Source organism: Brevundimonas variabilis, from assembly GCF_014199945.1.
GTDB classification, from domain to species: domain Bacteria; phylum Pseudomonadota; class Alphaproteobacteria; order Caulobacterales; family Caulobacteraceae; genus Brevundimonas; species Brevundimonas variabilis.
On record NZ_JACHOR010000002.1, the window covers coordinates 448,942 to 475,234 of the forward strand.

The window sequence follows — 26,293 nt, forward strand, 5'->3', positions numbered from 1 at the left end:
TTAGACCACGGCCAGACGCTTGACGCCCGCCAGATCGAGGAAATTGGCCAGCATCGCATGACCGTGTTCGGTCGCGATCGACTCGGGGTGAAACTGCACGCCATGGATGGGTCGTGTCCGGTGCTGCAGCCCCATGATCTGACCATCCGCCGTCCAGGACGTAATCTCGAGCACCTCTGGCAAGGTGGCGCGATCCACGGCAAGGCTGTGATAACGCGTCGCCGTAAAGGGCGACGGCAAGCCCTTGAACAGACTGAGACCTTCATGTTCGATCGGCGAGGTCTTGCCATGCATCAGTGTCATGGCGCGCACGACATCCCCGCCAAAGGCCTGACCGATGGCCTGATGCCCGAGGCACACCCCGAGAATGGGCATGTCCATCGGCGCGCTGTCGATCAGTGGCAGGCAGATGCCCGCCTGGTCGGGTGCGCAGGGCCCTGGCGACAGCAGTACGGCTTGCGGTTTCAGGGCCCATGCCTCTTCAGCCGTCAGGTCATCGTTTCGCACCACGACAGTCTCCGCGCCCAGCTCCGCCAGGTAGTGGACGAGGTTGTAGGTAAAGCTGTCGTAGTTATCGACGACGAGGATCATCTGGCGCTTCTAGAGTGTGACCGCCGCTCCGCCAAGCCGGCCATGTACGGAAACCCGGCGTTAACGATCGTCAGGCTCAATCCGTCGCACGATGAACGACGCGAAGAAAACAATAGACCGGGCACGACGTCTGCTGGACGACCCTGTGGCCATGCCGGCGAGCGCAGCCCCGGCGCTCGGCGCGGCTCTACTCGCGGCCCTGGCTGCCGTCATGATGGCCGGCGTGGTCATCATGGGGCCGACGGTGGAAATCAGCGAGCCGGCTGCGCCGCTCTGGCCTTCAGCCTAAGACTCTTGGCCAGTCGGCCGTCTGGTTCCTGAACCAGGTCAGCTGCCGCTTGGCGTAGTTGCGGGTGGTCTGCTGCGTTGCAGCGGAAGCCGTTTCCAGAGAACTTTCACCTCTGAGACACGCTGAGAGCTCCCTGACGCCGACCGCCTTCATCGCGGGGAGGGCAGGGTCCAGCTGGCGGGCAACCAGGGCACTTACCTCATCCAGCGCACCGCTTTCGATCATGACCCGGACCCGTTGATCGCAATTTTCGTACAGCGCAGTGCGGTCCGGCTCGACAAGCAGCCGCTCATAGGTCCCGGGGGCCAGAACGGGCGTGGTCGTTGCCTGCCACTCGGACAGTGAACGTCCGGTCGACTCGGCGACAGCCCATGCGCGGGTCAGCCGCTGGCGATCACCCACCTCGATCGAGGCTGCGGCGACGGGATCCCGTTCGATGAGTTGGCGGCGGAAGCTCGCCTCGCCCTCGAGATCATAGAGCGCCATGGCGGCATCGCGGGCTTCGATCGGAACGTCCGGGATTTCCGCAAGACCGCGGGTAAGGGCCGTGAAGTAAAGCCCGGTTCCCCCAACAATCAGGGCGGCCCGACCGTCTGCCCTCAGTTGATCCAGCAGCGGCGTGACAGTACGGGTCCAGCGTCCCACCGACCAGGCCTCGGCTGCGTCTGCGACCCCGTAAAGCGCATGTGGCACAAGCTGTTCGTCAGCAGCCGTCGGGCGCGCACTGAGGATCCGCAGATCGGCGTAAAGCTGCTGGCTGTCGGCATTGATGATCACTGCCCCGGTCCTTGCCGCCGTCTCGAGCGCCAGCCTCGACTTGCCCGACGCTGTCGGTCCGGCGATCAGGGTGATGGGGGGAAGGGATGACAAATCGACACTCGCGACGGGACCCCTTGGGCGATAGAAGGCGGACGTCAGCCCTGCAAGGGGCTCCGGGAGCCAAGTCTTGATCGATCGCGACGCCGTTATTGCTGTGCTTGATGCCATTTCCGATCCACGGACCGGGCAGGGCATTGTCGCTTCAGGCCTTGCGAAGGGACTGACCGTGACCAGTGACCGTGCCGGCTTCGTGATCGAGGTCGCCCCCGGAGATACGGCGCTTTACGCACCGGTCCGTGATGCTGCCGAGGCGGCCCTGAAGGCGATGCCGGGGATGACCCGCGTATCCGTGGTCCTCAGTGCCGAGGCGGTGCCGGCACCGGCCAGAAGAGGGGCCAGCCTTTCGCCGGCTGCCGTCGAGCAGGGACGCCCCAAGGCTCCAGTTCCGACCGACCGGCCAGCCCATGTCCGGCGTGTCCTCGCCATCGCCAGCGGCAAGGGGGGCGTGGGGAAGTCCACGGTCGCCGTGAACCTGGCCTGCGCCCTTTCGGCCCGCGGCCTGAGCGTTGGCATTCTCGACGCCGACGTCTACGGGCCTTCACTCCCGACCATGTTGGGCCTGTCGGGCAAGCCTGGCTATGAGGATGGGGCGATGGTCCCGCATGAGGCTCATGGTCTGAAGGCCATGTCGGTCGGGTTGCTGACGCAGGCAACCGACGCCATGGTCTGGCGAGGGCCAATGGCGTCGCAGGCCATCACCCAGATGCTGACCCAGACGCGCTGGGGGACCTCAGAGGCGCCGCTGGACGTGCTCGTGGTCGACCTGCCTCCAGGCACAGGCGACGTGCAACTCACGCTGATCCAGAAGACGCCCCTGGATGGTGTCGTCATCGTCTCGACCCCACAGGAGGTCGCGCTGGCCGATGCGCGCCGTGCGCACACCCTGTTCGAAAAGGTCGGGGTGCCGACCCTTGGGCTGATCGAGAACATGAGCGGCGACATCTTCGGCCGGGGCGGCGCAAGGGCGGAGGCCGAGCGGCTTGGGGTTGCCTTCCTCGGTGAGCTGCCTCTGGACGCCAGCCTCCGAGAAGGTGGAGACGCAGGGCGTCCGACGACACTCGCTGTACCAGAGGGAGTCGTGGCCCGGTGTTTTGCAGCCGTCGCGGCGCGCGTCAGTGAAGCCCTGAAACTCTGATTCAAGGCTGCTGCGTCTCGCCCGGTCCGGCCGAAGGGTCGGCGCAACAAAAAGACGGAGCCAAGGGTTTTCAAACGCAACGATGATTGCCACCTACTCGGTTCCAGTATCTCAACCTCCTGCAAGGACCCTTCCATGAGCCTCGACGCCCTTTTCCAGCCCTTTCAGGTCAAGTCGCTGAAAATGCCAAACCGGATCGTCATGGCCCCGATGACCCGGTCCTTCTCGCCTGGCGGCATCCCGACGTCTGACGTCGCGGCCTACTATCGTCGTCGGGCCGAGGGTGGTGTCGGCTTGATCATCACCGAGGGAACCGTCGTCGAACGGCCCGCCGCCCGCAACGATGCCAAGGTGCCGGTCTTTCATGGCGAGGCCCTGCCGGAATGGAAAAAGGTCGTCGAGGACGTCCATGCAGCGGGTGGCCTGATCGCCCCGCAGATCTGGCACGTCGGTTCGGCTCGCGGGCAGGGACGGGACTGGGAGCCACTGGGCAAGGTGGACAGCCCGTCAGGTCTCGTTGCGCCCGAGAAGCCGAAGTACGAGCCCATGACCGAGGAAGACATTGCCGACACGATCCACGCCTTCGGTCGTTCGGCCAGGGCTGCCCGGGACCTCGGGTTCGATGCGGTGGAGATCCATGGAGCCCACGGCTATCTGATCGACCAATTCTTCTGGGATGGGGTCAACCAGCGCGGTGACAAATGGGGCGGCCCCGCCATCGCGGACCGCAACCGGTTCGCTGTCGAGGTCATCAAGGCCGTCCGCGAGGGCGTTGGCGAGGATACCGCCCTGATCATACGCCTGTCGCAGTGGAAGCAGCAGGACTACGCCGCCCGCATCGCCGAGACACCCGAGCAGATGACCGAGTGGCTGGCTCCGATGTCCGAGGCTGGCGTTGACGTGTTCCATTGCTCCCAGCGGCGTTTCTGGGAGCCGGAATTCGAAGGCTCCGACCTGAATTTTGCGGGCTGGGCCAAGAAGCTCACGGGCAAGCCCACCATTACCGTGGGCTCGGTCGGGCTGGACGGCGAGTTCATGGCGGCCTTTGCCGGCGAAGGGTCGAAGCCGGCCTCGCTCGACGGCCTTCTGGAGCGTCTGGAGAAGGACGAGTTCGATCTCGTCGCGGTCGGTCGCGCGCTTCTGGCGGACCCGCACTGGGTCGAGAAGATCCGTGATGGCCGGACCGACGAACTGAACGACTTCAAGCGTGAGGACATGGCGGTGCTTCACTAGGCCCCGCTTGACGTTCAGGACGGCGCAGTCGATGCCTCTGCGGGCATGATCATTGCCGTCCTCATCACGACCGTCTGGCTCAGCCTGATCATCGGGGCACGCTACCTGCTGGTGGCCGGCTTCGTCTGGTGGCTGCAGTGGGGTCGAGCGCAGGGTATCGGGCACCAGCTCAATCGAGAGCGCCCGACCGCGAGGATGATGCGCCACGAGATCCGGTTTTCGCTTCTGTCGACCCCGATCTATGCCTTCCCTACAGCCATCGCCCTCGAGGCCTGGAAAGCCGGCGGTACGCAGATGTATCTGGACCCCATGGCCTATCCGCTGTGGTGGCTGCCCGTCAGTTTCCTGCTGCTGCTGATCGTCCAGGACGCCCACTACTACTGGACGCACAGGCTTCTGCATCACCGCAGCATCTTCGCGTGGGCCCATGCCGGGCATCACCGGGCGCGCGACCCGAGCCCCTTCGCCAGCTTTGCCTTCGATCCCGCCGAAGCTCTGGTGACGGCCTGGCTTCTGCCTCTGCTGACGTTTCTGGTTCCGCTCAACATCTGGATGCTGGCGGTTCTGCTCACGGTCATGACTGCGACAGCCGTGATGAACCACTGCGGCTGGGAGATGTGGCCCGATCGCTGGATAAGGTCAGGGGCAGGGGCGCAATTGATCACTGCCACCCACCACAGCCGCCATCACACCCACATGAAGACGAATTTCGGGCTCTATTTCCGGTTCTGGGACCGGATTTTCGGTACGGATGCCATGCCGGATGCGCCCGCTACAACAGGCGGGCAGGCTAGGCCGGCTCGACGATGACGGCGGTCCCATAGGCCAGTACCTCGGTCACGCCTTCCATGATCTCGTTCGACTCATATCGCATGGCAACAACCGCGTTTGCCCCCATTTCACGGGCCTGCTGGACCAGATGCTCAAGAGCTTCGGCTCGCGACGCCTCGGCCAGCTTTACATAGGCCTCTACCCTGCCGCCCAGCATCGACTGAATACCCCCGATCGCATCCGCAACGAGATTGCGCGATCGGACGGTGATGCCGCGCGCGAGGCCAACCGTCTGGATGACCCTGTGGCCGGGAATATCGTTCGTGGTGACGATCAGCATGGAGCTCTCCTGTCGTGAGGGTACAGCTTAAACGCGCCGCTCGAGGATGCGGAAGACGAAATCGTGGTCATCCCTGTCGCCGGCAGCATGGGCCTCGCGCGACACCTCGATCCAGTCCGCTTCGTCGAAGGCCGGAAACACGGCATCGCCATCCGGTTCGGCTTCGACTTCGGTGATGTACAGCCGTTTGGCACGGCCCAGGGTCGCCTCGAACAGGGCGGTGCCGCCGATGATGCAGATCTCCTCGATCCCGTCCTCCTCGGCTGTCTCACGGGCGATGTCGATCGCATCAGCCAGATTGGCGCAGACCACAGCCCCCTTTGCCTTGCCCGCTTCCTCGTAGGACAGGTCTCGGGACAGGACGAGGTTGAGCCGGCCGGGCAGGGGTCGCAGGGGCAGGCTCTCCCAGGTTGAACGCCCCATCAGACAGGGCTTGCCTACAGTGATCGCCTTGAACCGCTGCAGATCGCTCCGCAGCTTCCAGGGCAGGTCGCCATCGCGCCCGATCACGCCGTTGCGGGCCCTGGCGACGACAAGCGCGATGTGGGGAACAGTCATGCAGTTGGCTCCAGCCATTTCAGCCATTTGCGACGCATGGCGGCCTCCAGGTCGATCCCGGCCCGGTCACAATAGATCAACAGCATCCCCAGCACATCCGCCGCCTCATCGGCCTGGGCCATCGTGTCCGGCAGCCCCCGCGCCCGTCCGGACAGCCGTAGATGCTCGGCCGTCAGCTCGCCCAGTTCCTCCTGAAGTTTCAACAGGGCCCAGTCGCGGTCCCGGTCGATTGCATGTTCGGCAGCATAGATGTCGGAGATGCGCAGGACATCGGCCTGAAGCACCAGAAGATCCAGCGCCATCAGACGGCGACCGCCGCCTTGATATGCGGGTGGGGATCGTAATCCGTCAGAACAAAATCCCCCGGTTCGAAGGCAAACAGGTCCCGGCGGGCAGCGAGGGTCATCGTCGGCAGGTCACGCGGCTGGCGCGACAACTGCAGTTGCGCCTGCTCGACATGGTTCACATAGAGGTGGGCGTCCCCAAGCGTGTGCACGAACTCGCCCGGCTTGAGCCCGACGACCTGCGCCATCATCATCGTCAGCAGGGCATAGGAGGCGATGTTGAACGGAACGCCGAGGAAGACGTCCGCCGATCGCTGATAGAGCTGGCAGCTCAGCCTTCCGTCCGCGACAAAAAACTGGAACAGGCAGTGACAGGGCGGCAGGGCCATGTCCTCGATGTCCGCCGGGTTCCAGGCGGAAACAATATGCCGGCGACTGTTCGGGTCGGTCTTCAATCCCTCGATCAGGCGAGAAATCTGGTCGATGCTTTCGCCGTCGGGCGCAGCCCAGGACCGCCACTGCTTGCCGTAAACGGGGCCCAGCTCGCCAGTATCGTCGGCCCATTCGTCCCAGATCGAGCAGCCGTTCTCCTTGAGCCAGGCGATGTTCGTCTCGCCACGCAGGAACCACAGCAGTTCCACGATGATCGATCGCAGATGAAGCTTCTTGGTCGTCAGCAGCGGAAAACCCCGAGCGAGGTCAAACCGCATCTGCCGCCCGAAAACACCCAGAGTCCCGGTTCCCGTACGGTCATCGCGCCGGGTGCCGGTCTCAAGGATATCACGCAGCAGGTTCAGATACGGCCATTCCGGATGGTTGGGGCTGACCGGTTCTGCTGTGGCCCGGATCCCGACAAGGTCTTCAATGGCGTTCATGCCGACACTGTGCCGTTGATTCGCCTCGCTTCACATCTCGCTGATTCGATTGCCCACAGAATCCGGGTCAGCCCCAGAAACCGCCGTTATCGAGAAAGGCCTGTTCCTCCCCGGTCGTGACACGGCCCAGACAGGCATTTCTGTGCGGGAACCGGCCGAACCGCACGATGACATCGCGGTGCACATGGGCGAATTTCAGCGTGTCCGGCATATCTGCGACAAGCGGCAAAAGGGCATCCTGATCGACCATGGCCTCGGAGTGCATCAGCGGCATGAAAAGGAACTGGCGGAGGTCAGGCTCGAACGCGGCCGGATAGCCGCGCGCAATGGCGTCCTTTGCGAACATCAGGGCCAGGGGATCGGTTGCGAACTGATGGGCCGTGCCACGGAAGCTGTTACGAGGGTACTGGTCCAGAACGATCATGAGGGCCAGCGCACCTTCGGCGGTGCTCATCCAGTCGTCCAGTTGCCGACGGGCTGCGGCAAAATGCGCGGCCCTGCCTTCTTCGCGAAAGAGCCAGTCGAACTGGGGATCCTTCTTGTACCAGCGCGCGGGTCCGGCGTCTTTCCAGAAGCCGACGAGCGTGGATGGCGTTATGAGACCAGGCATGACCAGGACCCTAGACACGCCGCTCCCCGTTTTCCATGACCGCAACTGCGATCTGTCGATTATCCAGGCCAAGCGGGTCGCAGTAATCGGCTATGGCAGCCAGGGACGGACCCACGCGCTCAATCTTCGCGATTCAGGCGTGGCGGAAATCGTCGTAGGCCTGAAGCCCGGATCTCCGACTCGCGCACGGGCCGAGGCCGACGGCTTTGCGGTGAAAACCGCAGGAGAGGCGACCGCTGATGCCGACGTGGTTGCGATCATGGTGTCGGACGAGGCGCACCGTGACCTCTGGCGTGACGAGATCGAGCCCACCATTCGGACCGGTTCCGCACTGGTCTTTGCCCATGGGCTATCGGTACGATTCGGGCTCGTCACGCCTCGAGCAGACCTCGACGTCATTCTGGCCTCGCCCAAGGGAATCGGTCCGAGAATCCGCGATCTCTATGAGGCGGGGGAGGGCGTTTTCTGTCTGTTTGGCGTGCACCAGAACGCCTCGGGCTCTGCCCATGCCCTCGGCCTATCCTATGCAGCGGCTCTTGGCTGCGGGCGCAAGGGTATCCTCGAGACGACGTTTCGGGACGAATGCGAGAGCGATCTGTTTGGCGAACAGGTCGTTCTGTGCGGCGGGACAGTGGAGCTGGTCGATGCCGCCTTCATGAAACTGGTCGAGGCAGGCTACCCACCCGAGGTGGCGTGGTTCGAATGCTTTTATGAACTGAAGCTGGTGACGGATCTGATGCACAGCCTGGGGCCGGCGGGTGCCTTTGCACGGATATCCAACACCGCCGAATACGGAGCCTATCTCACCGGCCCACGCGTGTTGGGCACCCCGTCACGCGAAGCCATGGACACCGTTCTTTCGGACGTGCGGGACGGGTCGTTCGTCAAAAGATTGATGGCCGACTATGACAAGGGGTCGCCCGAACTGCTTGCGAACCGCAAGGCTCTTGATCAACGGTTGATCGAGTCGGTTGGCCGCCGTCTGGGCGACATCGCAGCATCGGCGAAGGATTGATCGGAGCCCCTTCGGGACAGGCCACCGGAAAAATGGTCGGAGTGAGAGGATTCGAACCTCCGACCCCTGCGTCCCGAACGCAGTGCTCTACCAGGCTGAGCCACACTCCGACTTGAGGAGCGGGCTTATAGCGATGGGCCGATGCGACCGCAAGCCGCCAATATGGGCGTGTCACTCCTCGGAAATGTGGTGTTGCATCCCCCGCGACCTTGGCGTATTCGACCGCCTCCCAGCGGCCCAGGCCGTCGGGAACGCCGGACCTGCTGGGGAATGGTGTAATGGTAACACTCCGGTTTTTGGTACCGTCATTCTAGGTTCGAGTCCTAGTTCCCCAGCCATCCCGCCTTTAACGCGACATCGGCGCGCCGGCGCAGTCCGACCGACTACAGGCAGCCGAAATGGTTTCCCGAACGCCGTTCATTCATAAAAACAGCCATTTCCGCGATTCCGCGAACCAAGCGCGGCCTGCTGCGTTAGGAAGTGTCCGGTAGCTGACTTAACGTGGTCACGGTGAGTCGGATTATGGGCTGGTGGCGGATTTGGCAGCACTGAGCGACTTTCGGGTCATGATTGTCGAAGACCAGGCCATTCTTGCGATGGAGCTGGAAATGGTGCTCGGCGATGCCGGGTACAGGGTGGTTGGCTGTGCCATGGACCAGGCCAGCGCCTTTGCAATTGCAGAACGCGAAGCACCGGAACTGGCCCTTGTGGATGTGAATCTGCTTGATGGTCTCACAGGGCCTGATCTCGCAGCCAGACTGGTCCAGGACAGCGGGATTGCCGTCATCTTCCTGACAGCAAACCCGGAGCAGATTCCAGACGGCTATGCAGGTGCACTCGGCGCTGTCTCCAAGCCTTTCGACGAACAGACCATTCAGGATGCCGTCGCGTTCGCCGCCCGGTTTCGATCGACGGGCCGGGTTGGGGAAGTTCCCCGCCGACTTCGGCCCGCGCCCTGGCTGGCGACGCTGGGCCGGGCGGACATCTGAGGCCAGGAACAGGAAGCCTAACGCTCCCAGCCCTTTTCAATCGCCCAGATCGCAAACGCATAGTCGTGTGCGACCTCCTTCAGATAATCGAACCGGCCCGACGCTCCGCCATGGCCGGCTTCCATGTTGATCTTCAGCAGCACCGGCTTGCCTGATGTCGTGGCGGGGCGCAGCTTGGCGACCCACTTCTGCGGTTCCCAGTAGGTCACGCGCGGGTCCGATAGTCCCCCGGTGGCCAGGATCGCGGGATAGTCCATAGGCGCAACCTGATCGTAGGGGCTGTAGCTGATCATGTAGTCGTAGGCCTCAGCATCCTCGATCGGGTTGCCCCACTCCGGCCATTCCGGCGGTGTGAGGGGCAGGGAGGTGTCCGACATGGTGTTGATCACATCAACGAACGGCACCTGGCCGATCACCCCTGCCCACAGTTCGGGCCGCATATTGGTGACGGCACCCATCAGGAGACCGCCCGCCGATCCACCCTGGGCCACAATGTTTCCAGCCTTGGCATAGTTGCGCGCAATCAGATGATCTGCTGCTGCGGTAAAGTCGGTGAAGGTGTTCTTCTTCTTGAATTTCCTTCCATCGAGGAACCAGCCCCACCCCTTGTCGGATCCCCCCCTGATATGGGCAATGGCGTAAATCCAGCCGCGATCGACGAGCGACAGCCGGCCTGTCGAGAAGGATGCGGCCATGGGGATGCCGTAGGATCCGTAGCCATAGAGCAGCAGAGGGGCGGAACCATCGACCGATGTCGTCTTGCGGCGCAGCACTGTGACGGGAACCAGCTCGCCGTCCGGGGCCGGTGCGCTGAGGCGTTCGACAACGTAGTTCGCAGGATCGTGACCGGATGGAATTTCCTGCACCTTTCGCAGGGTCCGCTCACGGGTTCTCAAATCATAGTCGTAGGTCGATGTCGGGGTTGAAGGAGAGTTGTAGCCATAGCGCATGACGGACGTATCGAACTCTGACGCTCCACCCAGCGACAGCGCATAGGCTGGCTCATCGACGGCGATCTCATGCTCGTCTCCGACACGATCGCGGATGATGATCCGCGTGTTGGCGTCGGCCCGCTCCTGGCGCGCCAGGAACCCTCGTACAAGGGCGACGCCCTCGATGTAACGACCTGGCGCGTGAGGAATCAGATCGTTCCAGCCCGCCTTGCCAGGGTTGGCGGTCGGGGCCTCCACCACCTTGAAATCAACGCTGTCGTCGGCGTTGGTACGGATGACCCACCGGTCAGCCCAATGGTCGGCATCGTAGAGCCGCGCAGTCTGACGCGGCTCGATAAGGGCCGGTTCGGCTGTCGGCGATGCGCCCGGTATGAACCGCGCTTCTGACGTTTCCTGGTTGCCGATGGAGATCAGGATGAACGCGTCATCCGACGTACGACCGACGCCGATGAACATGCCCTCGTCCTGCTCATGATAGACGAGAGTTGTCTCTCCGCCCCGCGCAGGCCGCCGGAAGATCTTGTCCGGGCGGCCATTGTCGTCACGGTTCGTCCAGAAGATCCACTGACTGTCGGGTGAGAACGTAAAGTTTCCGCCGGCCGAGCCAATCGGGTCCGGAAGAAGCTCGCCGGTGGCAAGATCCCTGACGTAGATCTGATGCACCTCTGACCCCTGAGCGTCTTCTGCATAGGCGAACAGGCTATGGTCAGGGCTGTGCTCGGCAGCGCTGACCTCGGAATAGGCCTTGCCCGCCGCGAGGGCATTGGCATCCAGCAGGATCTCTTCCCCAGCCGACTGGCCGCGCGGACGGCGACAGAACCGCGGATGCTGATCGCCCGTGTTGAAGCGGGTGTAATATTCCCACGGACCGTCGGGCGAGGGGACGGACGAATCATCCTGCTTGATACGTCCCTTCATCTCCTCGAACATCGCTTCCTGCAGCGGCAGGGTCGAGGCCAGCATGGCTTCGCGATAAGCATTCTCGGCTGTCAGATGCGCCTTCACATCGGCCTTGATCAGGGTTGGATCGCGCAGGACAGCCTGCCAATTGTCATCCTTCATCCACTGATAGTCATCTGTCCGGGTGCGCCCCAGTTGCTCGATCGACACTGGAATTTTTGCAGCAACAGGCGGGACTGGGCGGTTGGACATCGGGGCTCCGGCGGGACGAGCGAGTGCAGGGGTTGTGGACGCAGCGAACGCCGTCGCAGCTGTGGAGACAATCAGTTCGCGGCGGTTCATGGCGGCACCCTTATGTATGGACGCGGCGACCTTGTGCGAGGGCAGGGGGCATCGTCAAATGAACAAACGCCAAGGTAGGATGCAGAATGATCGCGCCGCAAATCCCGCCTCCGATGCCCGCACCTGAACCCGTTGCAGCCCCCGTCTGGGACCTGACGGTTGGTCTGATCAATGCTACCGTCCAGTTGGATCAGGCTCAGGGCGATGGCACCCGAACCGTTGGCACAGGCTTTCTGATTCAGGCTCCGAGATCCGACGGATCCCCACGGATTGTCCTAGTGACAGCTGCCCATGTGTTCGATCGCATGCCTGCAGTGGAGGCGCGCATCGGATGGCGCACGGCTCTGGCGGATGGGGATTGGAAATTCGATCCGCAGCCTTTGCGCATCCGCGACCGTGAAAACGCACCGCTCTGGTACCAGATCGAGGGCCGCGACATTGCAGTGATGGAGATTGTGGCACCTGAAGCATTCGCCCGAGCAGCCATTCCCCTGGGATGGCTGGCGGAACGCGACAGCTTCGAGGCCTTGCAGGTGGGGCCTGGAGACGAGCTCCTGTCCCTGGGGTTTCCCCGCGGGCTTTCAGCCAACCGTGCGGGTTTCCCGATCCTGCGTGTCGGGAGGGTCGCATCCTATCCCCTTGCACCCGTCGCCGCGTTCCCGACCTTTCTGCTGGATTTCACTGTTTTTCCCGGCAATTCGGGCGGCCCCGTCTTCTGGACGCCCACGGCACGCCGGCGGCCGGGCACGGCCGAGCCGACGCACCCCTTCATCGCAGGCCTGTTGACCCAGGAAGTGAAGGTAAAGGACGAGCAACTCGACATCGGCATCGTCACGCACGCCCAGTTCATCCGGGAGGCCATAACGCTTCTGGATACCGAGCGATCCGGTCCGTGATGGCAGGGACATCGCTTGCCTCCTCGCCCGTCCCTGCCTAAGCCGTCCGTCTAGGGAGTCCCGTATGCATCACATCCTTGAACAGCTCGAAGCCCGTCGTCTGGCTGCCAAGGCCGGGGGAGGCGAAGCCCGCATCGCGTCCCAGCACGCCAAGGGCAAGCTGACCGCCCGCGAGCGGGTCGAGGTCCTCCTGGATGAGGGGTCCTTCGAGGAAACCGACATGTTCGTCGAGCACCGCTCGTACGACTTCGGCATGGACAGCCAGCGGATCCCGGGCGACGGCGTGGTGACGGGCAGGGGGACGATCGGCGGTCGTCTTGTCTATGTCTTCTCCAAGGATTTCACAGTCTTCGGCGGCAGTCTTTCCGGCGCCCATGCAGCCAAGATCGTCAAGCTCCAGACCATGGCCCTGACCAATGGAGCCCCGATCATTGGCCTGTTCGATGCGGGCGGAGCCCGGATTCAGGAGGGGGTCGAAAGCCTCGCGGGGTACGCCGACATCTTCCTGCAGAACACCCTGGCCAGCGGCGTGATCCCCCAGATCAGCGTCATCATGGGGCCGTGTGCGGGCGGCGATGTCTATTCGCCGGCAATCACCGACTTCATCTTCATGGTGAAGGATACATCCTACATGTATGTCACCGGGCCCGATGTGGTGAAGACGGTGACCAATGAGGTCGTCAGCCATGAAGACCTCGGCGGGGCCCGGGTGCACGCTGGCAAGTCCGGCGTCGCCGATGGAGCCTTCGAGAACGACCTTGAGGCCCTGTCCGAAGTCCGGCGCCTGATCGGTTTCCTGCCACTGTCGAACCGCGAGAAGCCACCGCTGCGCGACAGCTATGACGACCCCGACCGTGACGAGGCCAGCCTCGACACGCTCGTGCCGGCCAATCCCAACCAGCCTTATGACATCAAGGAATTGATCCTGAAGGTTGTCGACGAGGCGGAGTTCTTCGAAATCGGCGCCGATTTTGCGCGGAACATCGTTTGCGGCTTCGGCCGCCTGGATGGCCAGTCCGTTGGCATCGTCGCCAACCAACCCCAGGTCCTGGCCGGGGTGCTGGATATCGACAGCAGCCGAAAGGCCGCGCGTTTCGTGCGCTTCTGCGACGCCTTCGACATTCCGATCGTGACCTTCGTCGATGTTCCGGGCTTCATGCCGGGCACGCGCCAAGAGTATGGCGGCCTGATCAAGCACGGAGCGAAACTGCTGTTCGCCTATGCCGAGGCGACCGTGCCCAAGCTCACTGTGATCACGCGCAAGGCCTATGGGGGAGCCTACGACGTGATGAGCTCGAAACACCTGCGCGGCGACGTCAACTACGCCTGGCCCAGCGCCGAGATTGCCGTCATGGGTGCCAAGGGCGCTGTCGAGATCATCTTCCGCAAGGAGGCCGGCGATCCGGAAGCTCTGGCGGCGCGTGAAGCCGAGTACAAGGAACGCTTTGCCAATCCGTTCGTGGCGGCCAGCCGTGGTTATATCGACGACGTGATCATGCCGCACGGAACGCGCCGTCGCCTGATCCGGGCTCTACGGACGCTGAAGAACAAGCAACAGAGCAATCCCTGGAAGAAGCACGACAACATACCGCTCTGAGCGGGGGCATACGTTGCGGGCGGGGGCTTTTCACCCGTCCCGCCCTGATATCAGTTCATCGCCTAAGATATATTATGCGAAATAATGGTTCGCAGATTCAGCGATACTCGGGATTGGGATGGTCGAACCGCTCCCCCTTGTCCCAGGCGGTTTTCTGATTGCCATAGGCCGGAACGCCGCCCGCATCCTTCAGCATCCGCGCCATGTGCATCAGGTTCCAGGCCATGAAGGTCGTGTTCCGTCGGGTGAAATCATTGTCCAATCCGACCTTGCCGTCGTCGCCATACGAAGGGCCCGGGCCGGCTTCGCCGACCCAGCCCGCGTCGGCCTGTGGCGGGATCACGAACCCGAGGTGCTGCAGAGAATACAACAGGTTCATCGCGACATGTTTTATCCCGTCTTCATTGCCAGTGATCAGGCAGCCACCAACACGGCCGTAATAGCTGTACTGTCCGGCGGCGTTGAGTTCCCCGGAAAAGCCGTACAGACGCTCAATGACCCTTGTGCAGACCGATGACTTGTCGCCCAGCCAGATCGGCGTGCCGATAACCAGGATATCTGCATTCATCACAGCCTTCTGCACCTCAGGCCAGCCATCACTGTCCCACCCATGCTCGGTCATGTCCGGATAAACGCCGGGCGGGATATCCAGATCGGCCGCGCGAAACGTCGACGTCTTGACGCCCTGAGCGGTCATGATCGCGTCCGCCATGTCCATCAGGCGTTGGGTATGACTGGCCTCGTCATCCTGGGTGCGTTTCAGGCTACAGTTGATGAAAATGGCCGAGAGGTCGTCATAGGTGGCGGGCGGCTTGGACATACAGGGCTCCTTGGGTCGAGGAAGCCAACGCCCTGGGCGAGGGTTTGTTCAGATCGCCAGTGTTGTCGTCCAGCCATCGTATCCGACCTCGACCCCCTTGGGCATGAGCGCGCTCAGCACGTCATAGTCGAGATCAATATGCAGGTTGGTCAGCACCGCCCGCTCGACCCCGGCCCCAGCGATCCAGTCCAGGGTCCGGTCAAGATGGGCGTGGGTGGGATGCGGGATCCAGCGCAGGGCATCGACAATCCAGAGGCGACATCCCCTGACGGCCTCGAGCGCTGCATCGTCCAGAACCGACACGTCAGGCGAATAGCTGACCGGCCCGAACCGGTAGCCCACGGCACGGATCGGACCATGGGCCTGATCGAAAGTCACGACCGGGATGTCTCCACCGGCACCATTCAGTGTCCACTCTGTGCCATCCGGCGGCATGCGCCTTGCCTCGAGGATTGCCGGATAGCCCTGCACCGTCTCGAAGATGTAGCGGAAGCGGCCGGTCAAGGCGTCATGCGTTGCGGCATCCATCCATGCAGGGATTCTCTGGCGCTTCCGCATGGCAAAGACCCGAAGGTCATCAATCCCGTGTGCCTGGTCGGCGTGATCATGGGTGTAAACGACGGCATCCACGGCCTTCACGCGGCTGGCCAGCATCTGTTCGCGAAGGTCAGGCGACGTATCGACCACAACCGTTGTCCGCCCGTCAGACCCGATCCGCTCGGCCAGCAAGGAACACCGGGTCCGCCGGTTCTTCGGCTGGGCAGGATTGCAGTCGCCCCAGTCTCCATCCCCGCGCGGCACGCCACCCGATGAGCCAGAGCCCAGGATTGTGACCTTAAGCTCATCCATCACGTGAGCTCTGGCCGCGGAATGCGATCAAACAGATTGAAGAAGGCATCGGTCGTACGCACTTCGGTGTCTGCAAGCGACCAGCCCCGCACGTCGGCGAGGGTCTGCAGCACATGTCCGATGAAGGCCGGCTCATTTCGGCGCCCACGGTGCGGCACCGGGGCCAGATAGGGACAGTCAGTCTCGACAATGATCCGGTCGGGCGGCATGGATCGAACGACCTCGCGTACATCATGCGCAGCCTTGAAGCTGGCAATACCCGAAACCGAAAACCAGGCACCCATTTCCGCTGCTTTTTCAGCCAATTCGGCACCACTGGTGTAGCAGTGCATCAGGAACCGGAACGGCCCCCTCGCCTGCTCTTCAGCGAGGATCTGACCCATGACATCGTCCGCCTCGCGCGTATGGACCACGAGTGGCAGGCCAGTCTCCCGAGAAGCGGCGACGTGGGTCCGAAAGACGGCGATCTGTTCGTCGCGAGGGCTGAGATCGTAATGAAAGTCGAGGCCGCATTCGCCGATCCCAACCACCCGGGGCCTTTGGGACAGGCCGATCAGATCCGCAGCCGTCAGGGTCAGATGATCCTTGGCCTCATGAGGATGCGCCCCGACCGTACACCAGATGTCGGGGTGGGCCATGGCAAGCGCATGGGTGGCCTCGAAGGTCGACAGCTTGTCGGAAATCTCGACCATCAGCTTGACCCCTGCAGATCGTGCACGGTCGATGACGGCATCGCGGTCTTCATCGAACTGCGGGGCGTGCAGATTGACGTGGCTGTCGATGATCATGCGCTCATGGCCTTGGTTCTGGCCAGATCGGCAAGCGCGCCGGCCAGAACGTCGCCGCGATCCAGATTCAGCCCAGCCGTCCGGTCCGGCAGATCGGCTAGCCTCCCCCAGAGTTCGGCCCAGCGAGCCCCCTGCTCGGCTGGCATGACCCTCGCGCGGGCCTGAACGGCGGCGCTGAGCCGGTCCATCAAGGTCTCGAACCGCGCCTGGCCTTCGGCTCCCCGGAATCCGTCCGCAATGGACAACTGCTCGGCACGATCGATGACATCCGCAGTAACCCAGGCCCGGGCCAGTCGGTCGGCCTCCAGGGTTGCCCCGGAAGACAACGCCATGGCCTGACCCGGTGAGCCCCCCGCCATGGCGGCGATCGCTTCGGCATCATCGAAAGTGACCCCGGCCCGGTCCACCAGCATTTCAGCAAGATCACGCTCACTCCAGACCGGAAATGCAAGTCTGCGGCATCGCGACCGGATCGTGGCCAGCAGCCGACCGGGGGCATGGGTGATCAGGAACACGACACCGCGCTCAGGCGGCTCCTCAAGGATCTTGAGCAAGGCGTTGGCAGCGTTCACATTCAGGTCGTCTGCCGTGTCGATAATGGCGACACGATACCTTGCCTGCGACGGACTTTTGGCGAAGAAATCTGGCAGGTCGCGGGCCTGGTCCACCGAGATGGCCTTCTTCGTCTTGCCGTTCTCGACGAGCCGTTCCAGCACCAGGAGGTCCGGATGGGCCTGGGCCGACACCAGCCGGCTTACGGCATCGTCCGGTCGTGCGCCGAGAACACCCCGCGACGGGTCGGCGGCAGCGCCCAGCAGGCGGCGGGCTGCACGATAGGCAAAGGTGGCCTTCCCGACCCCCTCCGGACCGCACAGCAGCCAGGCATGATGGAGCCTGCCGCGCTCCAGCGCATCGACAAAGGCGGCTTCGGCTTCCGGCGAAGGGCGCAGGTCAAACCGGTCGCGGGGGTCCTCGCTCACAGGATCGGGTCCACGACGGCCCTGACACGACTGTAGACGTCGTCCGGCGAGCCTGTGGCATCGATCATTCGGCAGCGCTCCGGAAACCGCCGAGCGATCTCGCCAAAGCCGTCACGCAGTCTCTGGTGAAAGGCCAGCCCCTTGGATTCGAACCGGGTGTCGGTTTGGCCGCGTCCGAGCGCTCGCTCAAGGCCGACCGCGACCGGCAGGTCGAGAATCAGTGTCAGGTCCGGCTGGTCCGCACCCACGACGGCGCGCTCCAGCGCCTCGATGAACGCCGGCTCTGCCCCGCCGCCTGCGCCCTGATAGGCCCGGCTCGAGTCGGCGAACCGGTCGCAGACGACCCAGGACCCGGCCTGCAGCGCTGGTCTGATGGTCTTTTCCAGATGGTCGGACCGGGAGGCAAACATCAGGAGGGCCTCGGTTCGCGCGGACCAGCGATCTGCCTCGCCCGAAACCACCAGCGCCCGGATCGCCTCCGCCCCCGTTGATCCGCCCGGCTCGCGGGTCTGGACGACATCGATGCCGCTTGCCCGCAGGTCCTCGACCAGTCGCCTGACCTGGGTCGATTTGCCGGCCCCCTCGCCGCCCTCGAATGTGATGAACCGTCCGCGTGTCACGGGCGCACAATGGCGACCCGCGCGCTCAGGGCAAGCCCGTGCGTCGGATTTATCGTCCGGAAATCAGTTGGGCGTCGGCAAACCCGCGGGCCACGACGTCCTGCCGGCCGCGCTCGGCCGAATGGGTATCCGGCCATGGCCCGACCATGACCCTGTAGAGCCGCCGACCTTCGACGTCCGCCGAGCGGACAACCGCCGTGTCGCCCAGAGCCTCCGCGCTCAGTCTGGCCGCGAGGGGATCGGCATAGGACCCGGCCTGAATCCAGTAGTCCCGTGCGACCTCGACCGGCGCGACTTGACGCGGCCGTCCGGTTGCCGCGGCCATCTGCAGTCTCTGGCCACCGCCGTTTCTGGGAGCCCGACCCAGATAGCGCACCCTGACCTCGCCCACGCCCTGCGCCATCATGTCGAGGGCCTCGGCGGCCCCCCGTGACAGGTCAATGATCCGGTTGTCGACGAAGGGCCCGCGATCATTGACACGCAACACGACGCTGCGTCCGTTCGCCAGATTGGTGACCTCGACCAGTCCGGGCAATGGCAGCGTCTTGTGCGCCGCCGTCAGGGCATTCATGTCGAATCGCTCGCCCGATGCCGTTGGCCGTCCATTGAACTGGGCCCCGTACCATGAGGCCAGTCCGACTTCCTCGTAGTCAGGGTCGTCGAACGGCCGGTACCAGCGGCCGCGAACCTGATAGGGTCGCATGGTTCCGGTCACGATCGGGGCCGGGTCCGTCACGACCGGGAGCCGCGGCGCGTCTCGCCCCACGCTGCCGCACGCTGCCAGGGCGGCAAGCAATCCGCCGACCAGCAGGGGACGCAACCCTCTCGTGATCCATGTTCGCGCGGCTCGCATGGCCGGATCATGCAGACGGAAATTTCCGTTTTGGTTAATCCGGGAAACACCTGCTATGCACCCGCCCGACCCTCGAATGGGAAGTGTGGCCGAGTGGTTTAAGGCACTGGTCTTGAAAACCAGCGACGGTGAAAGCCGTCCGTGGGTTCGAATCCCACCGCTTCCGCCATCAGACATCGATATGTCCAAGCCATCGCCGCGAATGTCACACGCTGGAGATTGCCACGCTCGTATGCACACGCTTCAATGGTGCTCGAGCAGCAGGATGAAGGCATGACAGCGATCGAGACCAGCGGGACGGGGCGGTTCGATCTCGGACGTGTGATGGAGCGGACCTTCACCGTCATCGGCAGGAACATAGTCACCTTCCTGCTTGCGGCCGTCATTCTGACTGGCATCCCATCAGTCATCACCGTGATCGGCCAAGGGGGCATGCCGTTTCCCACAAGCAGGCAGGGCTGGCTGATTCTGGCGACAGGTTGGTTTCTGTCGCTCTTGGGGGCCTATCTGCTGCAGGCCGCGATCGTGCATGTCACCGTGAACGCGCTGAACAATCGTACCGTCACCCTGCGGACGGCGCTTGGCATCGCGATCGGCAAGATGCTGCCCTTGCTCGGGCTTGGCCTCTTGGTGTTTCTTGCGACCATGCTCGGGATGGTTCTTCTGATCATCCCGGGCATCATCGTTGCCGTCATGCTCTGCGTCGCGGGCCCTGTGCTGGTCATGGAGAAAAGGTCCATACTCGAAAGCTTCGGTCGCAGCCGCGCGCTGACCAAGGGGTTTCGCTGGCCGATTTTCGGTCTGTTCGTGATCTACATGGTCGTGGCAACGGCCATCAGCGGCACAGTGACCGGCGTCAGTGTTGCGACGGGCGGTGCGATGGACGGGTCCGCCAATCCTGTCGTCACCCTGATCTTCACACCTCTGATCGCTGTGGTTCAGGCCATCATTGGTTCAGCGGGCATTGCGGCCCTCTACTACGAACTTCGAACCGCCAAGGAAGGCGTCGGCACCGACGAGCTGGCCGAACTCTTCGACTGAAGGATTCCACGGTTCAGCCGCGATCGTGTTTATCGGCCCGGCGCTGTCCCATGAGCAATCGGCCCTCGAGGCGGCCTCGCAGGCCGGCATAGTAGGCACTCAGGAAATCAAAATCGTCGTGGTCGCCGTCGCGGACCCAGTCGATCTTGCGCACGATCCGCTCGGCGACGGCCTTCATGGTCTCGCGGTTGCGGCCCCGCAGCACATCCTCAAGGACGTGCAGTTCCCGGGCTCCATAGGTGTCCAGCTGGGCCGTCGAGAACTGAAAGCGCTCGAGGCGCACCGTGCCCTCATCCGCCATGTCGCGAACGAGCTTCTGCTTCGGCGTCCGCACCACCCATGTCCCGCCGATCAGGTCTCCGGCCCGCAGCCGATCGCGATTGAACAGGGGAAAGAAGACGAAGATGCCCGCCCAGACAACGGCCAGCAGGTACATCCAGCTGTCGACGCCCCCCTGATCCGCACGGCTGACAATCAGGCCGAAAGGCAGAAACACCTCGAGCTCGCGCATCGCATTGCGAGCAACGACCGATTCAGCACGTAGACGCCCGCCATCACGCGCAGCCACGCGCAGGCCCATCGCCCGTTTGCCGGGCGTGGCGGCCCTTGCCGTCAGCTCAAAGCCGGTGAAGTAGAAGTTCCGCAGCAGGAAAAAGCCGAGCAGCCAGATCACGACGATCATTTCGCCACTGGTCGCTCCGGCGATGAAACTGCCGATGCCCGCAAACACGGCCGCCACAGTCAGCGCCACCAGCACGCCAATGATGATCGCGGCGTCCAGCATGAAGGCCGCAGCACGCTGGCCGGCATCGCCGATCTCGAGTCTCAGATCGACGCCTTCAGGGGTCACGAAGGCCCGCTCGCGCGTCTGTGGCGGCTTGCGGGGCGGCGTTCGCGCACCCTTACGTGCAGAAGATGCAACGGTCGCGTCAGACATGAGCCGGGCGTCTCCTCGGCCCATAGAAGTACAGGCCCCAGATCAGGGCGCTGGTGCCGGCCACGGCATACCGGATTGGGGTGCTCTCGATCAGCTGACGGCCGAACCCTTCCAGCAGACCGGCCACGAACAGCATGACCACCACGCCTGCAATGACGGTTGCAGCCGTACGCCCGGCGTCGGCCGCGGCATCCAGCCGGTCGCGGTCCCCGGGAAAGGCTATGGCCCAGCCGATCCGCAGGCCTCCAGCGCCCGCGAGGATGACTGCAAACAGCTCGGTAACGCCATGAATCAGCAGCCAGCCTCCGACTTCGACGCCCAGACCTCTGCTGGCAAACAGGGTCACGAAGGCCCCCAGCGTCGCGCCATTATAGAGCACGAGCAGTCCCGTCGGGATGCACAGGGCAAACCCGAGGGCGAAGGCGAGGATCGCGATCCGTGCATTGTGAGTGAACAGGAAGGTGGCAAAGGCCGACAGGCCCGCGCTCGTGTCCTCGCCCGCCAGTGTGGCCCGCAGCGTCTCGGTCGACGCGGCCGGATCCCGCCCGCTGGCCATCTCGGCGGGCACGAACGCATAGAACCAGTCCGGTTCCTGCCCGACCAGGACGGCAGCCGCGATGGCCCCGCCCAGCATCAACAGCCCGGAGGCGAAGGTTTCCCTCCAGAGGGCCCGAACCGCCATCGGCCAGTCCCGGCGAAAGAACGCGCCGAGCTTGCCCATCAGGGTCGAACGAGAGCCGTAGACGAAGAAATAGGCCCGCGCGCAAAGAGTCTCCAGATAGCCGATCAGTGCACGGTCCAATGACGTCTCCCGTGCCACCGACAGGGCTGACAGGGTTGAGCGGTAGAGAACGGGGATCGCGAGGATTTCCTCATCAGAGAGCCGTCGTGCCGATCCCTTCTCGGCCTTGTCCATCAACCGTTCCAGCCGCTTCCAGTCGCCCTCGCGGGCCTGTCGGAACCTCTGGCTCTTGAGACGACCGTCGCCCTGCATGACGCTCACAGCAGGTCCCTCCGTTTCAGGTCCAGATAGGCATTGATCACGGCCGGACCGACATGGGCGGCCCTGGTCTCGACCACATGAACGCCCATCCGGCGCAGCCGGGCCACGACAGTGTCCCGTTCCTTCAGCAGCATGGCTGCAACCACAGCCCTGGCGATGTCGTCTGGCTCCAGCGGATCGGCATCGATCAGCCCCTCCAGCTCCTCGTCGCGGAGGACCACGAAAAGCACGAGATGACGCCGCAAGAGTCGGCCGAGCGACTCGACCATCAACTCTGCCGACGTCGAATCCGTGAAATCGGTAAAGACCACCACCAGTGAACGGCGTTGCAGGGCTCCGGACAAGGTGGCCAGACCCAGGGTATAGTTTGTCTCCTCGGTGGAATAGTCGATCTGGCCGGCCACACGCTGCAGCAATCGAAACGAGTCGAGCCCGGACGCGGCACCGGTCGAGATGCGCGGGCGGCTGTCGAAGGCGAACATGCCCACCCGATCGCCGGACCGAAGACAGGCGTAGGACAACAGCAACGCCCCGTTGATCGCCCGGTCGATCCTGGGGGCACCGCCGACCGGCTCACACATGGCCCGCCCGCAATCCAGGGCCATGATGATATGGTGGTTGCGCTCGGTCCGGAACTCCTTGGCCAGCAGGACGGCGTGCCGGGCAGACTGCTTCCAGTCGATGGCACGACGGTCCATCCCGGGCTGGAAATCCCGCAGGGCCTGAAACTCCGAACCCTCCCCCAACTCAATCTGCGTCTTGGCCCCGAAGAGCGCGTTGCGCGCAAAAAGACGAACGGCTTCATCGCGGACACTCTGAAGATCGACCAGAACGGGAGCCGCGACATCGAGAGCAAAGGTCTTCTGCTTCCAGACGAGACCGAACGGACCCTGCCACCGAACCCAGAGCGATTTCAGCTTTGCCTCACCGCGCCGTTCGGGCGTGAACGGAAAGGAAAAGCCTGCCTTGTGGTCCTTGACGAGGGACCGCGCGACCGAAGCCTGGAGACCCAACCGCACATCGGCTGCCATGGCCGCCTCCGCACGCGCCGGCACCCAACCCTTGCCAAATCTTGCCAGGACATCAGCCTGACCAGCGCGCGCCACGGCCGCCCGGGGCGGGACAGGTGGGTCGAGGGTCAGGTGGGTCCGAGACGCCGAAACCAGCGCATCCGTAATTGCGAGCAGAACCACGCCCGCGACCCACACCGGTCCGGCGAGCCAGCCTGCCGCGCCCATCAGGCCGAACGCCAGCGCCACTGGCGCGCCCGCGGCGACGATCAGGACGGCGCGTCGGGTCGGGTAGATCACCGGGGAGCCGCCACCTGATCGACGAGGGCCGACAGGACCTGATCGACCTTTCGGCCCTCGATCTCGGCTGCCGGCGACAGGATGAGACGGTGCCGCAGCACCGGCGTGGCCAGCCCCTTCACATCATCCGGAATGACATAGTCCCGCCCATCGAGAGCGGCCCGCGCCCGTGCGGCGACCGCCAGCATGGCCCCGGCCCTCGGCGAAGCCCCGGTATCGGTATCCGCCGAATCCCGCGTCGCCCGGATCAGGGACACGATATAGTCGATGACCTCATCGGTCAGGCGTACATCCGCCACAACGTCCACGGCAGCGTCTATGCTGGCGCGATCAACCACGGTCTCGACGCCCAGGGCGACGGGGTCCATCTGCCCGGTCCGCGCGCCATGCGCCGCCACGATGTCCCTTTCCTGGCTCGGGCTGGGGTAGCCGATGACGTGTTTGAACAGGAACCGGTCCAGCTGCGCCTCGGGCAAGGGATAGGTCCCTTGCTGCTCGATAGGATTCTGGGTCGCGATGACGGTGAAGCGGCTCGACAGGGCATGAGACTGGCCGTCGATGGTCACGCGCCGCTCCTGCATGGCTTCAAGCAGGGCCGCCTGGGTCTTGGGCGGCGTGCGGTTGATTTCGTCGGCCAGCAGAAGCTCGGAGAAGATGGGGCCGCGCGTCAGGGTGAAGCTGGATGTCTGGAAGTTGAACAGGTTGGACCCGATGATGTCACCCGGCATCAGGTCTGGCGTGAACTGGATCCGCCCGTAGTCCAGGCCCACCGTCCGCGCGAAGGCCTGGGCCAGCAGGGTCTTGGCGGTTCCGGGCGGTCCTTCCAGCAGCACGTGGCCGCCGGCGAACAGCGCTGTCAGCAGCAGGTCGACCGCGTCGTCCTGACCGACGACCGCCTTGGCAATCTCTGTCCGAATGCGGGAGGCAATCGCCCTCACCTCATTGATGTCCATGGGTCATCTCCAGTTTCCAGCGGTGAAGGTCGCGCGCCACGGCCATCAGATCTCCTGCAGTCCGGGCCTCGGCTGCGCGGGTGGCAAGGGTCGAAAAGCGTGCCCCGGTCCCCGTCTGGGTTCCGACGCGATCGAGAAAGGCATCCAGTTCCGCCTCGCTCAGGTGGCGAGGCGCGCCGATGGCCCGGGCCACCGCCGCGCGAACCAGAACGGCATAGGGCGACGCCATTCGGTGTTCCCTTTGCGCCAGACGCACGAGCCCGGCCGTATTCTCCGCCAGAGCCTGTTTGCCGAGCGCAACCGCCCGCCTCTTCTCTCGAGCCGGCCCGAAGCGCGCTCCCGCCTGCAGCCCTGCCACGACGAACAGGGCAGCGATCACCAGCGTCACACCCAGCAGCGGGGGCTCCAGCATCAGTCGCAACAGGCTGCGGGTTCGCTGGAAGCCGTTCAGGGTCAGATCGAACACGACGGCCTCGCCATCCGCCCGAACGATATCCAGGATTTCGACCGCCACCTGCGCCCCTTCGACCCGTTTCAGACCCTGGGTGTTCAGCAGATCCGGATCCGACAGCACATACGTCTGCGTGCCTCGCCGCAAGGCGACGACCGCAGCGCCCCGGTCATCGATCACCACGGGAATCCATTCTCGACCCGAGATCGTCTGCAGGTTCTCCAGCGCCAGGCGTGGTCCCAGGACGTCGCCGGCCGGTCGTGTGAACAGCGGGCCCGTCACGCCAGCCTTCTGGGCAATCCGGGTCCCCGGACGTATCGAGTCGGGCAGCACGGCGAGAGCACGGGACGGCGCGATGGCGCCGACTGTGCTGACCCACCCCGGCTTGCCCTGCTCTGCGACAGCAGTCCATTTCGGCAGGACGATCAGGGTGGGGCCCCGGTGCTGGCGATCCGCGATCTGGTCAGGCGGGGTCGTCAGTGCGGGCGTGAGGATGAGCAGGCTGCCCTCTGAACCTGTGCCGAGCGCGCCGCGGCTTAGCACAACCGGCACACCCGTCATCTGCAGCAACCGGACAATCCCGCCGAATCCAACGGACGACTTCGACAGACCATGTGACCCGCCGTCGTTTCCGGATTTCAACTCCGGCGCATAGGCCGAGAGGACGCCCAGTCCGGCGAGCGACAGCACCCCGATGACGACCAGGCTGATCACCGTCAGGGGTGAAAAGGCCCCCTGTCCTGCAGCGACCTTCATGCAGACCAGCCGTTTGGAAGGGCGAAATCTTCATAAGCACGACGACAATCGGCGAACGCGTCCGGACCGATGGCAGCGCCTCCGAACAGACTGCGTTCCACCAGCTCACCGATCTTGCGAAACGCCGGCCTCGCTTCTCTTGGCAAGGCGTCAAGACGGGCGATCTCGCGGGTCGTCAGGGATACGCGCAGGGCCTTTGGCCGCCGGCTCTGGATATCCTCGACACTGCGCAGAAGGATCAGGTGGGCAGCTTCTCCATACCGACCCTCTGCTGCCAGACGATCCGCTGCGGCCAGCAGATCGCGCGCGGCATCGCGGTCCGGTCGCCAGTCAGGCTCGTCGCCCAGAACATGCGCCACTGGCCGAGGCGGTGGTCTGCGCAGATTCAGGATTTCCCGCCCGATAAAGAACAGCAGCAAGGCCATCAGCCCGGCGAGAGCACCCCAGAACAACCACTGCATAACGGGAGCCAGCGCCTGAAACGCCTCGCCGATCCAGCGCAACCAGCCGGGAACCTCGGGCAGTTCGAATCCGACCCGATCGAACTGGAAGCTGTCGTCCCGCAGGAGTCTGGCATGGGCAGCAGCAAGGGCTTCGTCCTGCGGCCCTGGCGCGGTTATCGATCGTGCCGGTGCAGCCAAGCGGAAGTCGCCTCAGATATTCAGCGGGACAATC

29 protein-coding genes and 3 tRNA genes are annotated in these 26,293 nt (G+C 64.0%); 11 read left to right on the plus strand and 21 right to left on the minus strand.

Annotated features, from left to right (window positions below; translation table 11 throughout):
* On the minus strand, nt 1-591 hold the full coding sequence (locus tag GGR13_RS06785; protein WP_183212733.1) for an anthranilate synthase component II: 591 nt from the start codon (nt 589-591) through the stop codon (nt 1-3).
* A gap of 91 nt (nt 592-682) precedes the next feature.
* Between GGR13_RS06785 and GGR13_RS06790 the strand changes: the two genes are divergently transcribed.
* Nucleotides 683-880, plus strand: coding sequence for a peptidoglycan-binding protein (locus tag GGR13_RS06790; RefSeq protein WP_183212734.1), 198 nt, complete (start codon nt 683-685; stop codon nt 878-880).
* Here the strand turns inward: GGR13_RS06790 and miaA are convergent.
* Nucleotides 872-1,750, minus strand: coding sequence for a tRNA (adenosine(37)-N6)-dimethylallyltransferase MiaA (gene miaA / locus GGR13_RS06795; RefSeq protein ID WP_246347727.1), 879 nt, complete (start codon nt 1,748-1,750; stop codon nt 872-874). The genes GGR13_RS06790 and miaA overlap by 9 nt on opposite strands.
* 76 nt (nt 1,751-1,826) lie before the next feature.
* Between miaA and GGR13_RS06800 the strand changes: the two genes are divergently transcribed.
* From GGR13_RS06800 to GGR13_RS06810, 3 genes are all read left to right on the plus strand, one after another.
* A complete protein-coding gene (locus GGR13_RS06800) occupies nt 1,827-2,894 on the plus strand; it encodes an Mrp/NBP35 family ATP-binding protein (RefSeq protein ID WP_183212736.1) in 1,068 nt (355 codons plus the stop codon).
* 135 nt (nt 2,895-3,029) lie between these two features.
* The gene (locus GGR13_RS06805; protein ID WP_183212737.1) at nt 3,030-4,127 is read left to right on the plus strand and encodes an NADH:flavin oxidoreductase; all 1,098 of its coding nucleotides are present in this window, start codon (nt 3,030-3,032) and stop codon (nt 4,125-4,127) included.
* Between the two features lie 45 nt (nt 4,128-4,172).
* Complete coding sequence (locus GGR13_RS06810) at nt 4,173-4,937, plus strand: sterol desaturase family protein (RefSeq protein ID WP_183212738.1); 765 nt, start codon at nt 4,173-4,175, stop codon at nt 4,935-4,937.
* Here GGR13_RS06810 and GGR13_RS06815 read toward each other — a convergent pair.
* The 5 genes from GGR13_RS06815 to GGR13_RS06835 all read right to left on the minus strand — a co-directional run bounded on the left by GGR13_RS06815 (nt 4,918) and on the right by GGR13_RS06835 (nt 7,565).
* On the minus strand, nt 4,918-5,238 hold the full coding sequence (locus GGR13_RS06815) for a YbjQ family protein (protein WP_183212739.1): 321 nt from the start codon (nt 5,236-5,238) through the stop codon (nt 4,918-4,920). The two genes, GGR13_RS06810 and GGR13_RS06815, sit on opposite strands and share 20 nt — an antisense overlap.
* 27 nt (nt 5,239-5,265) lie before the next feature.
* Nucleotides 5,266-5,796 (minus strand): dihydrofolate reductase, encoded by a 531-nt coding sequence (locus tag GGR13_RS06820; protein ID WP_183212740.1) that lies wholly within the window; start codon nt 5,794-5,796, stop codon nt 5,266-5,268.
* Nucleotides 5,793-6,098, minus strand: coding sequence for a nucleoside triphosphate pyrophosphohydrolase family protein (locus GGR13_RS06825; protein WP_246347728.1), 306 nt, complete (start codon nt 6,096-6,098; stop codon nt 5,793-5,795). Before GGR13_RS06825 ends, GGR13_RS06820 begins: the two co-directional genes overlap by 4 nt.
* On the minus strand, nt 6,098-6,955 hold the full coding sequence (locus tag GGR13_RS06830) for a thymidylate synthase (protein WP_183212741.1): 858 nt from the start codon (nt 6,953-6,955) through the stop codon (nt 6,098-6,100). The genes GGR13_RS06825 and GGR13_RS06830 overlap by 1 nt, the downstream gene beginning before the upstream one ends.
* A gap of 67 nt (nt 6,956-7,022) precedes the next feature.
* Nucleotides 7,023-7,565, minus strand: coding sequence for a DUF924 family protein (locus GGR13_RS06835; protein WP_183212742.1), 543 nt, complete (start codon nt 7,563-7,565; stop codon nt 7,023-7,025).
* Between GGR13_RS06835 and ilvC the strand changes: the two genes are divergently transcribed.
* On the plus strand, nt 7,564-8,580 hold the full coding sequence (gene ilvC, locus GGR13_RS06840) for a ketol-acid reductoisomerase (RefSeq protein WP_183212743.1): 1,017 nt from the start codon (nt 7,564-7,566) through the stop codon (nt 8,578-8,580). The genes GGR13_RS06835 and ilvC overlap by 2 nt on opposite strands.
* Nucleotides 8,581-8,613: 33 nt before the next feature.
* On the opposite strand, the gene GGR13_RS06845 is transcribed toward ilvC, so the two are convergent.
* Nucleotides 8,614-8,690: transfer RNA gene (locus GGR13_RS06845), tRNA-Pro, on the minus strand.
* 154 nt (nt 8,691-8,844) lie between these two features.
* Here GGR13_RS06845 and GGR13_RS06850 point away from each other — a divergent pair.
* Together GGR13_RS06850 and GGR13_RS06855 are read left to right on the plus strand one after the other, a co-directional pair.
* Nucleotides 8,845-8,918: transfer RNA gene (locus GGR13_RS06850), tRNA-Gln, on the plus strand.
* 228 nt (nt 8,919-9,146) lie between these two features.
* The gene (locus tag GGR13_RS06855; protein WP_183212744.1) at nt 9,147-9,569 is read left to right on the plus strand and encodes a response regulator; all 423 of its coding nucleotides are present in this window, start codon (nt 9,147-9,149) and stop codon (nt 9,567-9,569) included.
* Between the two features lie 17 nt (nt 9,570-9,586).
* Here the strand turns inward: GGR13_RS06855 and GGR13_RS06860 are convergent, their stop codons facing one another.
* Nucleotides 9,587-11,764, minus strand: coding sequence for a S9 family peptidase (locus tag GGR13_RS06860; protein WP_183212745.1), 2,178 nt, complete (start codon nt 11,762-11,764; stop codon nt 9,587-9,589).
* A gap of 86 nt (nt 11,765-11,850) precedes the next feature.
* On the opposite strand from GGR13_RS06860, the gene GGR13_RS06865 reads away from it, so the two are divergent.
* Complete coding sequence (locus tag GGR13_RS06865) at nt 11,851-12,660, plus strand: S1 family peptidase (RefSeq protein WP_183212746.1); 810 nt, start codon at nt 11,851-11,853, stop codon at nt 12,658-12,660.
* A gap of 64 nt (nt 12,661-12,724) precedes the next feature.
* Nucleotides 12,725-14,257, plus strand: a complete 1,533-nt coding sequence (locus GGR13_RS06870; protein ID WP_183212747.1) for an acyl-CoA carboxylase subunit beta — start codon at nt 12,725-12,727, stop codon at nt 14,255-14,257.
* Nucleotides 14,258-14,354: 97 nt separating this feature from the next.
* Here GGR13_RS06870 and GGR13_RS06875 read toward each other — a convergent pair whose 3' ends face one another.
* Genes GGR13_RS06875 through GGR13_RS06900 form a run of 6 tightly spaced genes read right to left on the minus strand, consistent with a single transcriptional unit; the run spans nt 14,355 to nt 19,134 of the window.
* Nucleotides 14,355-15,077 (minus strand): flavodoxin family protein, encoded by a 723-nt coding sequence (locus tag GGR13_RS06875; protein ID WP_183212748.1) that lies wholly within the window; start codon nt 15,075-15,077, stop codon nt 14,355-14,357.
* Nucleotides 15,078-15,125: 48 nt separating this feature from the next.
* Entirely contained in the window at nt 15,126-15,926 is an 801-nt protein-coding gene (locus tag GGR13_RS06880) for an MBL fold metallo-hydrolase (protein WP_183212749.1), read from the minus strand.
* Nucleotides 15,926-16,714, minus strand: coding sequence for a TatD family hydrolase (locus GGR13_RS06885; protein ID WP_183212750.1), 789 nt, complete (start codon nt 16,712-16,714; stop codon nt 15,926-15,928). Before GGR13_RS06885 ends, GGR13_RS06880 begins: the two co-directional genes overlap by 1 nt.
* Nucleotides 16,711-17,694, minus strand: a complete 984-nt coding sequence (locus GGR13_RS06890) for a DNA polymerase III subunit delta' (protein ID WP_183212751.1) — start codon at nt 17,692-17,694, stop codon at nt 16,711-16,713. Before GGR13_RS06890 ends, GGR13_RS06885 begins: the two co-directional genes overlap by 4 nt.
* Nucleotides 17,691-18,314, minus strand: coding sequence for a dTMP kinase (gene tmk / locus GGR13_RS06895; protein ID WP_183212752.1), 624 nt, complete (start codon nt 18,312-18,314; stop codon nt 17,691-17,693). Before tmk ends, GGR13_RS06890 begins: the two co-directional genes overlap by 4 nt.
* A gap of 49 nt (nt 18,315-18,363) precedes the next feature.
* Nucleotides 18,364-19,134, minus strand: a complete 771-nt coding sequence (locus GGR13_RS06900; RefSeq protein ID WP_343060306.1) for a septal ring lytic transglycosylase RlpA family protein — start codon at nt 19,132-19,134, stop codon at nt 18,364-18,366.
* Between the two features lie 112 nt (nt 19,135-19,246).
* On the opposite strand from GGR13_RS06900, the gene GGR13_RS06905 reads away from it, so the two are divergent.
* Nucleotides 19,247-19,336 (plus strand) — tRNA-Ser (locus GGR13_RS06905).
* Nucleotides 19,337-19,440: 104 nt separating this feature from the next.
* The gene (locus tag GGR13_RS06910; RefSeq protein WP_183212754.1) at nt 19,441-20,208 is read left to right on the plus strand and encodes a DUF7847 domain-containing protein; all 768 of its coding nucleotides are present in this window, start codon (nt 19,441-19,443) and stop codon (nt 20,206-20,208) included.
* A 13-nt stretch (nt 20,209-20,221) separates the two neighbouring features.
* On the opposite strand, the gene GGR13_RS06915 is transcribed toward GGR13_RS06910, so the two are convergent.
* The 6 genes from GGR13_RS06915 to GGR13_RS06940 are packed head-to-tail and all read right to left on the minus strand — an operon-like array spanning nt 20,222 to nt 26,259.
* Nucleotides 20,222-21,145, minus strand: a complete 924-nt coding sequence (locus GGR13_RS06915; RefSeq protein WP_183212755.1) for an RDD family protein — start codon at nt 21,143-21,145, stop codon at nt 20,222-20,224.
* Complete coding sequence (locus tag GGR13_RS06920) at nt 21,138-22,139, minus strand: stage II sporulation protein M (protein ID WP_221230533.1); 1,002 nt, start codon at nt 22,137-22,139, stop codon at nt 21,138-21,140. Before GGR13_RS06920 ends, GGR13_RS06915 begins: the two co-directional genes overlap by 8 nt.
* Nucleotides 22,140-22,144: 5 nt before the next feature.
* Nucleotides 22,145-23,458, minus strand: coding sequence for a DUF58 domain-containing protein (locus GGR13_RS06925; protein WP_183212757.1), 1,314 nt, complete (start codon nt 23,456-23,458; stop codon nt 22,145-22,147).
* Nucleotides 23,455-24,411 (minus strand): AAA family ATPase, encoded by a 957-nt coding sequence (locus GGR13_RS06930; RefSeq protein WP_183212758.1) that lies wholly within the window; start codon nt 24,409-24,411, stop codon nt 23,455-23,457. Before GGR13_RS06930 ends, GGR13_RS06925 begins: the two co-directional genes overlap by 4 nt.
* Complete coding sequence (locus GGR13_RS06935) at nt 24,398-25,618, minus strand: DUF4350 domain-containing protein (RefSeq protein WP_183212759.1); 1,221 nt, start codon at nt 25,616-25,618, stop codon at nt 24,398-24,400. Before GGR13_RS06935 ends, GGR13_RS06930 begins: the two co-directional genes overlap by 14 nt.
* Nucleotides 25,615-26,259, minus strand: a complete 645-nt coding sequence (locus GGR13_RS06940; RefSeq protein WP_221230452.1) for a DUF4129 domain-containing protein — start codon at nt 26,257-26,259, stop codon at nt 25,615-25,617. Before GGR13_RS06940 ends, GGR13_RS06935 begins: the two co-directional genes overlap by 4 nt.
* Nucleotides 26,260-26,293 lie beyond the last annotated feature (34 nt).

Bases quoted from the DNA above. Each gene is read 5' to 3' on its own strand.
- GGR13_RS06810 (WP_183212738.1), top strand. From the start codon at position 4,173: ATGATCATTGCCGTCCTCATCACGACCGTCTGGCTCAGCCTGATCATC.
- ilvC (WP_183212743.1), top strand. From the start codon at position 7,564: ATGACCAGGACCCTAGACACGCCGCTCCCCGTTTTCCATGACCGCAAC.
- GGR13_RS06865 (WP_183212746.1), top strand. From the start codon at position 11,851: ATGATCGCGCCGCAAATCCCGCCTCCGATGCCCGCACCTGAACCCGTT.
- GGR13_RS06930 (WP_183212758.1), bottom strand. From the start codon at position 24,411: ATGGACATCAATGAGGTGAGGGCGATTGCCTCCCGCATTCGGACAGAG.
- GGR13_RS06875 (WP_183212748.1), bottom strand. From the start codon at position 15,077: ATGTCCAAGCCGCCCGCCACCTATGACGACCTCTCGGCCATTTTCATC.
- GGR13_RS06790 (WP_183212734.1), top strand. From the start codon at position 683: ATGAACGACGCGAAGAAAACAATAGACCGGGCACGACGTCTGCTGGAC.
- GGR13_RS06910 (WP_183212754.1), top strand. From the start codon at position 19,441: ATGACAGCGATCGAGACCAGCGGGACGGGGCGGTTCGATCTCGGACGT.
- GGR13_RS06920 (WP_221230533.1), bottom strand. From the start codon at position 22,139: ATGCAGGGCGACGGTCGTCTCAAGAGCCAGAGGTTCCGACAGGCCCGC.
- GGR13_RS06885 (WP_183212750.1), bottom strand. From the start codon at position 16,714: ATGATCATCGACAGCCACGTCAATCTGCACGCCCCGCAGTTCGATGAA.
- GGR13_RS06935 (WP_183212759.1), bottom strand. From the start codon at position 25,618: ATGAAGGTCGCTGCAGGACAGGGGGCCTTTTCACCCCTGACGGTGATC.
- GGR13_RS06870 (WP_183212747.1), top strand. From the start codon at position 12,725: ATGCATCACATCCTTGAACAGCTCGAAGCCCGTCGTCTGGCTGCCAAG.
- GGR13_RS06880 (WP_183212749.1), bottom strand. From the start codon at position 15,926: ATGGATGAGCTTAAGGTCACAATCCTGGGCTCTGGCTCATCGGGTGGC.
- GGR13_RS06815 (WP_183212739.1), bottom strand. From the start codon at position 5,238: ATGCTGATCGTCACCACGAACGATATTCCCGGCCACAGGGTCATCCAG.
- GGR13_RS06860 (WP_183212745.1), bottom strand. From the start codon at position 11,764: ATGAACCGCCGCGAACTGATTGTCTCCACAGCTGCGACGGCGTTCGCT.
- GGR13_RS06820 (WP_183212740.1), bottom strand. From the start codon at position 5,796: ATGACTGTTCCCCACATCGCGCTTGTCGTCGCCAGGGCCCGCAACGGC.
- GGR13_RS06805 (WP_183212737.1), top strand. From the start codon at position 3,030: ATGAGCCTCGACGCCCTTTTCCAGCCCTTTCAGGTCAAGTCGCTGAAA.
- GGR13_RS06785 (WP_183212733.1), bottom strand. From the start codon at position 591: ATGATCCTCGTCGTCGATAACTACGACAGCTTTACCTACAACCTCGTC.
- GGR13_RS06915 (WP_183212755.1), bottom strand. From the start codon at position 21,145: ATGTCTGACGCGACCGTTGCATCTTCTGCACGTAAGGGTGCGCGAACG.
- GGR13_RS06830 (WP_183212741.1), bottom strand. From the start codon at position 6,955: ATGAACGCCATTGAAGACCTTGTCGGGATCCGGGCCACAGCAGAACCG.
- GGR13_RS06825 (WP_246347728.1), bottom strand. From the start codon at position 6,098: ATGGCGCTGGATCTTCTGGTGCTTCAGGCCGATGTCCTGCGCATCTCC.
- GGR13_RS06855 (WP_183212744.1), top strand. From the start codon at position 9,147: ATGATTGTCGAAGACCAGGCCATTCTTGCGATGGAGCTGGAAATGGTG.
- GGR13_RS06835 (WP_183212742.1), bottom strand. From the start codon at position 7,565: ATGCCTGGTCTCATAACGCCATCCACGCTCGTCGGCTTCTGGAAAGAC.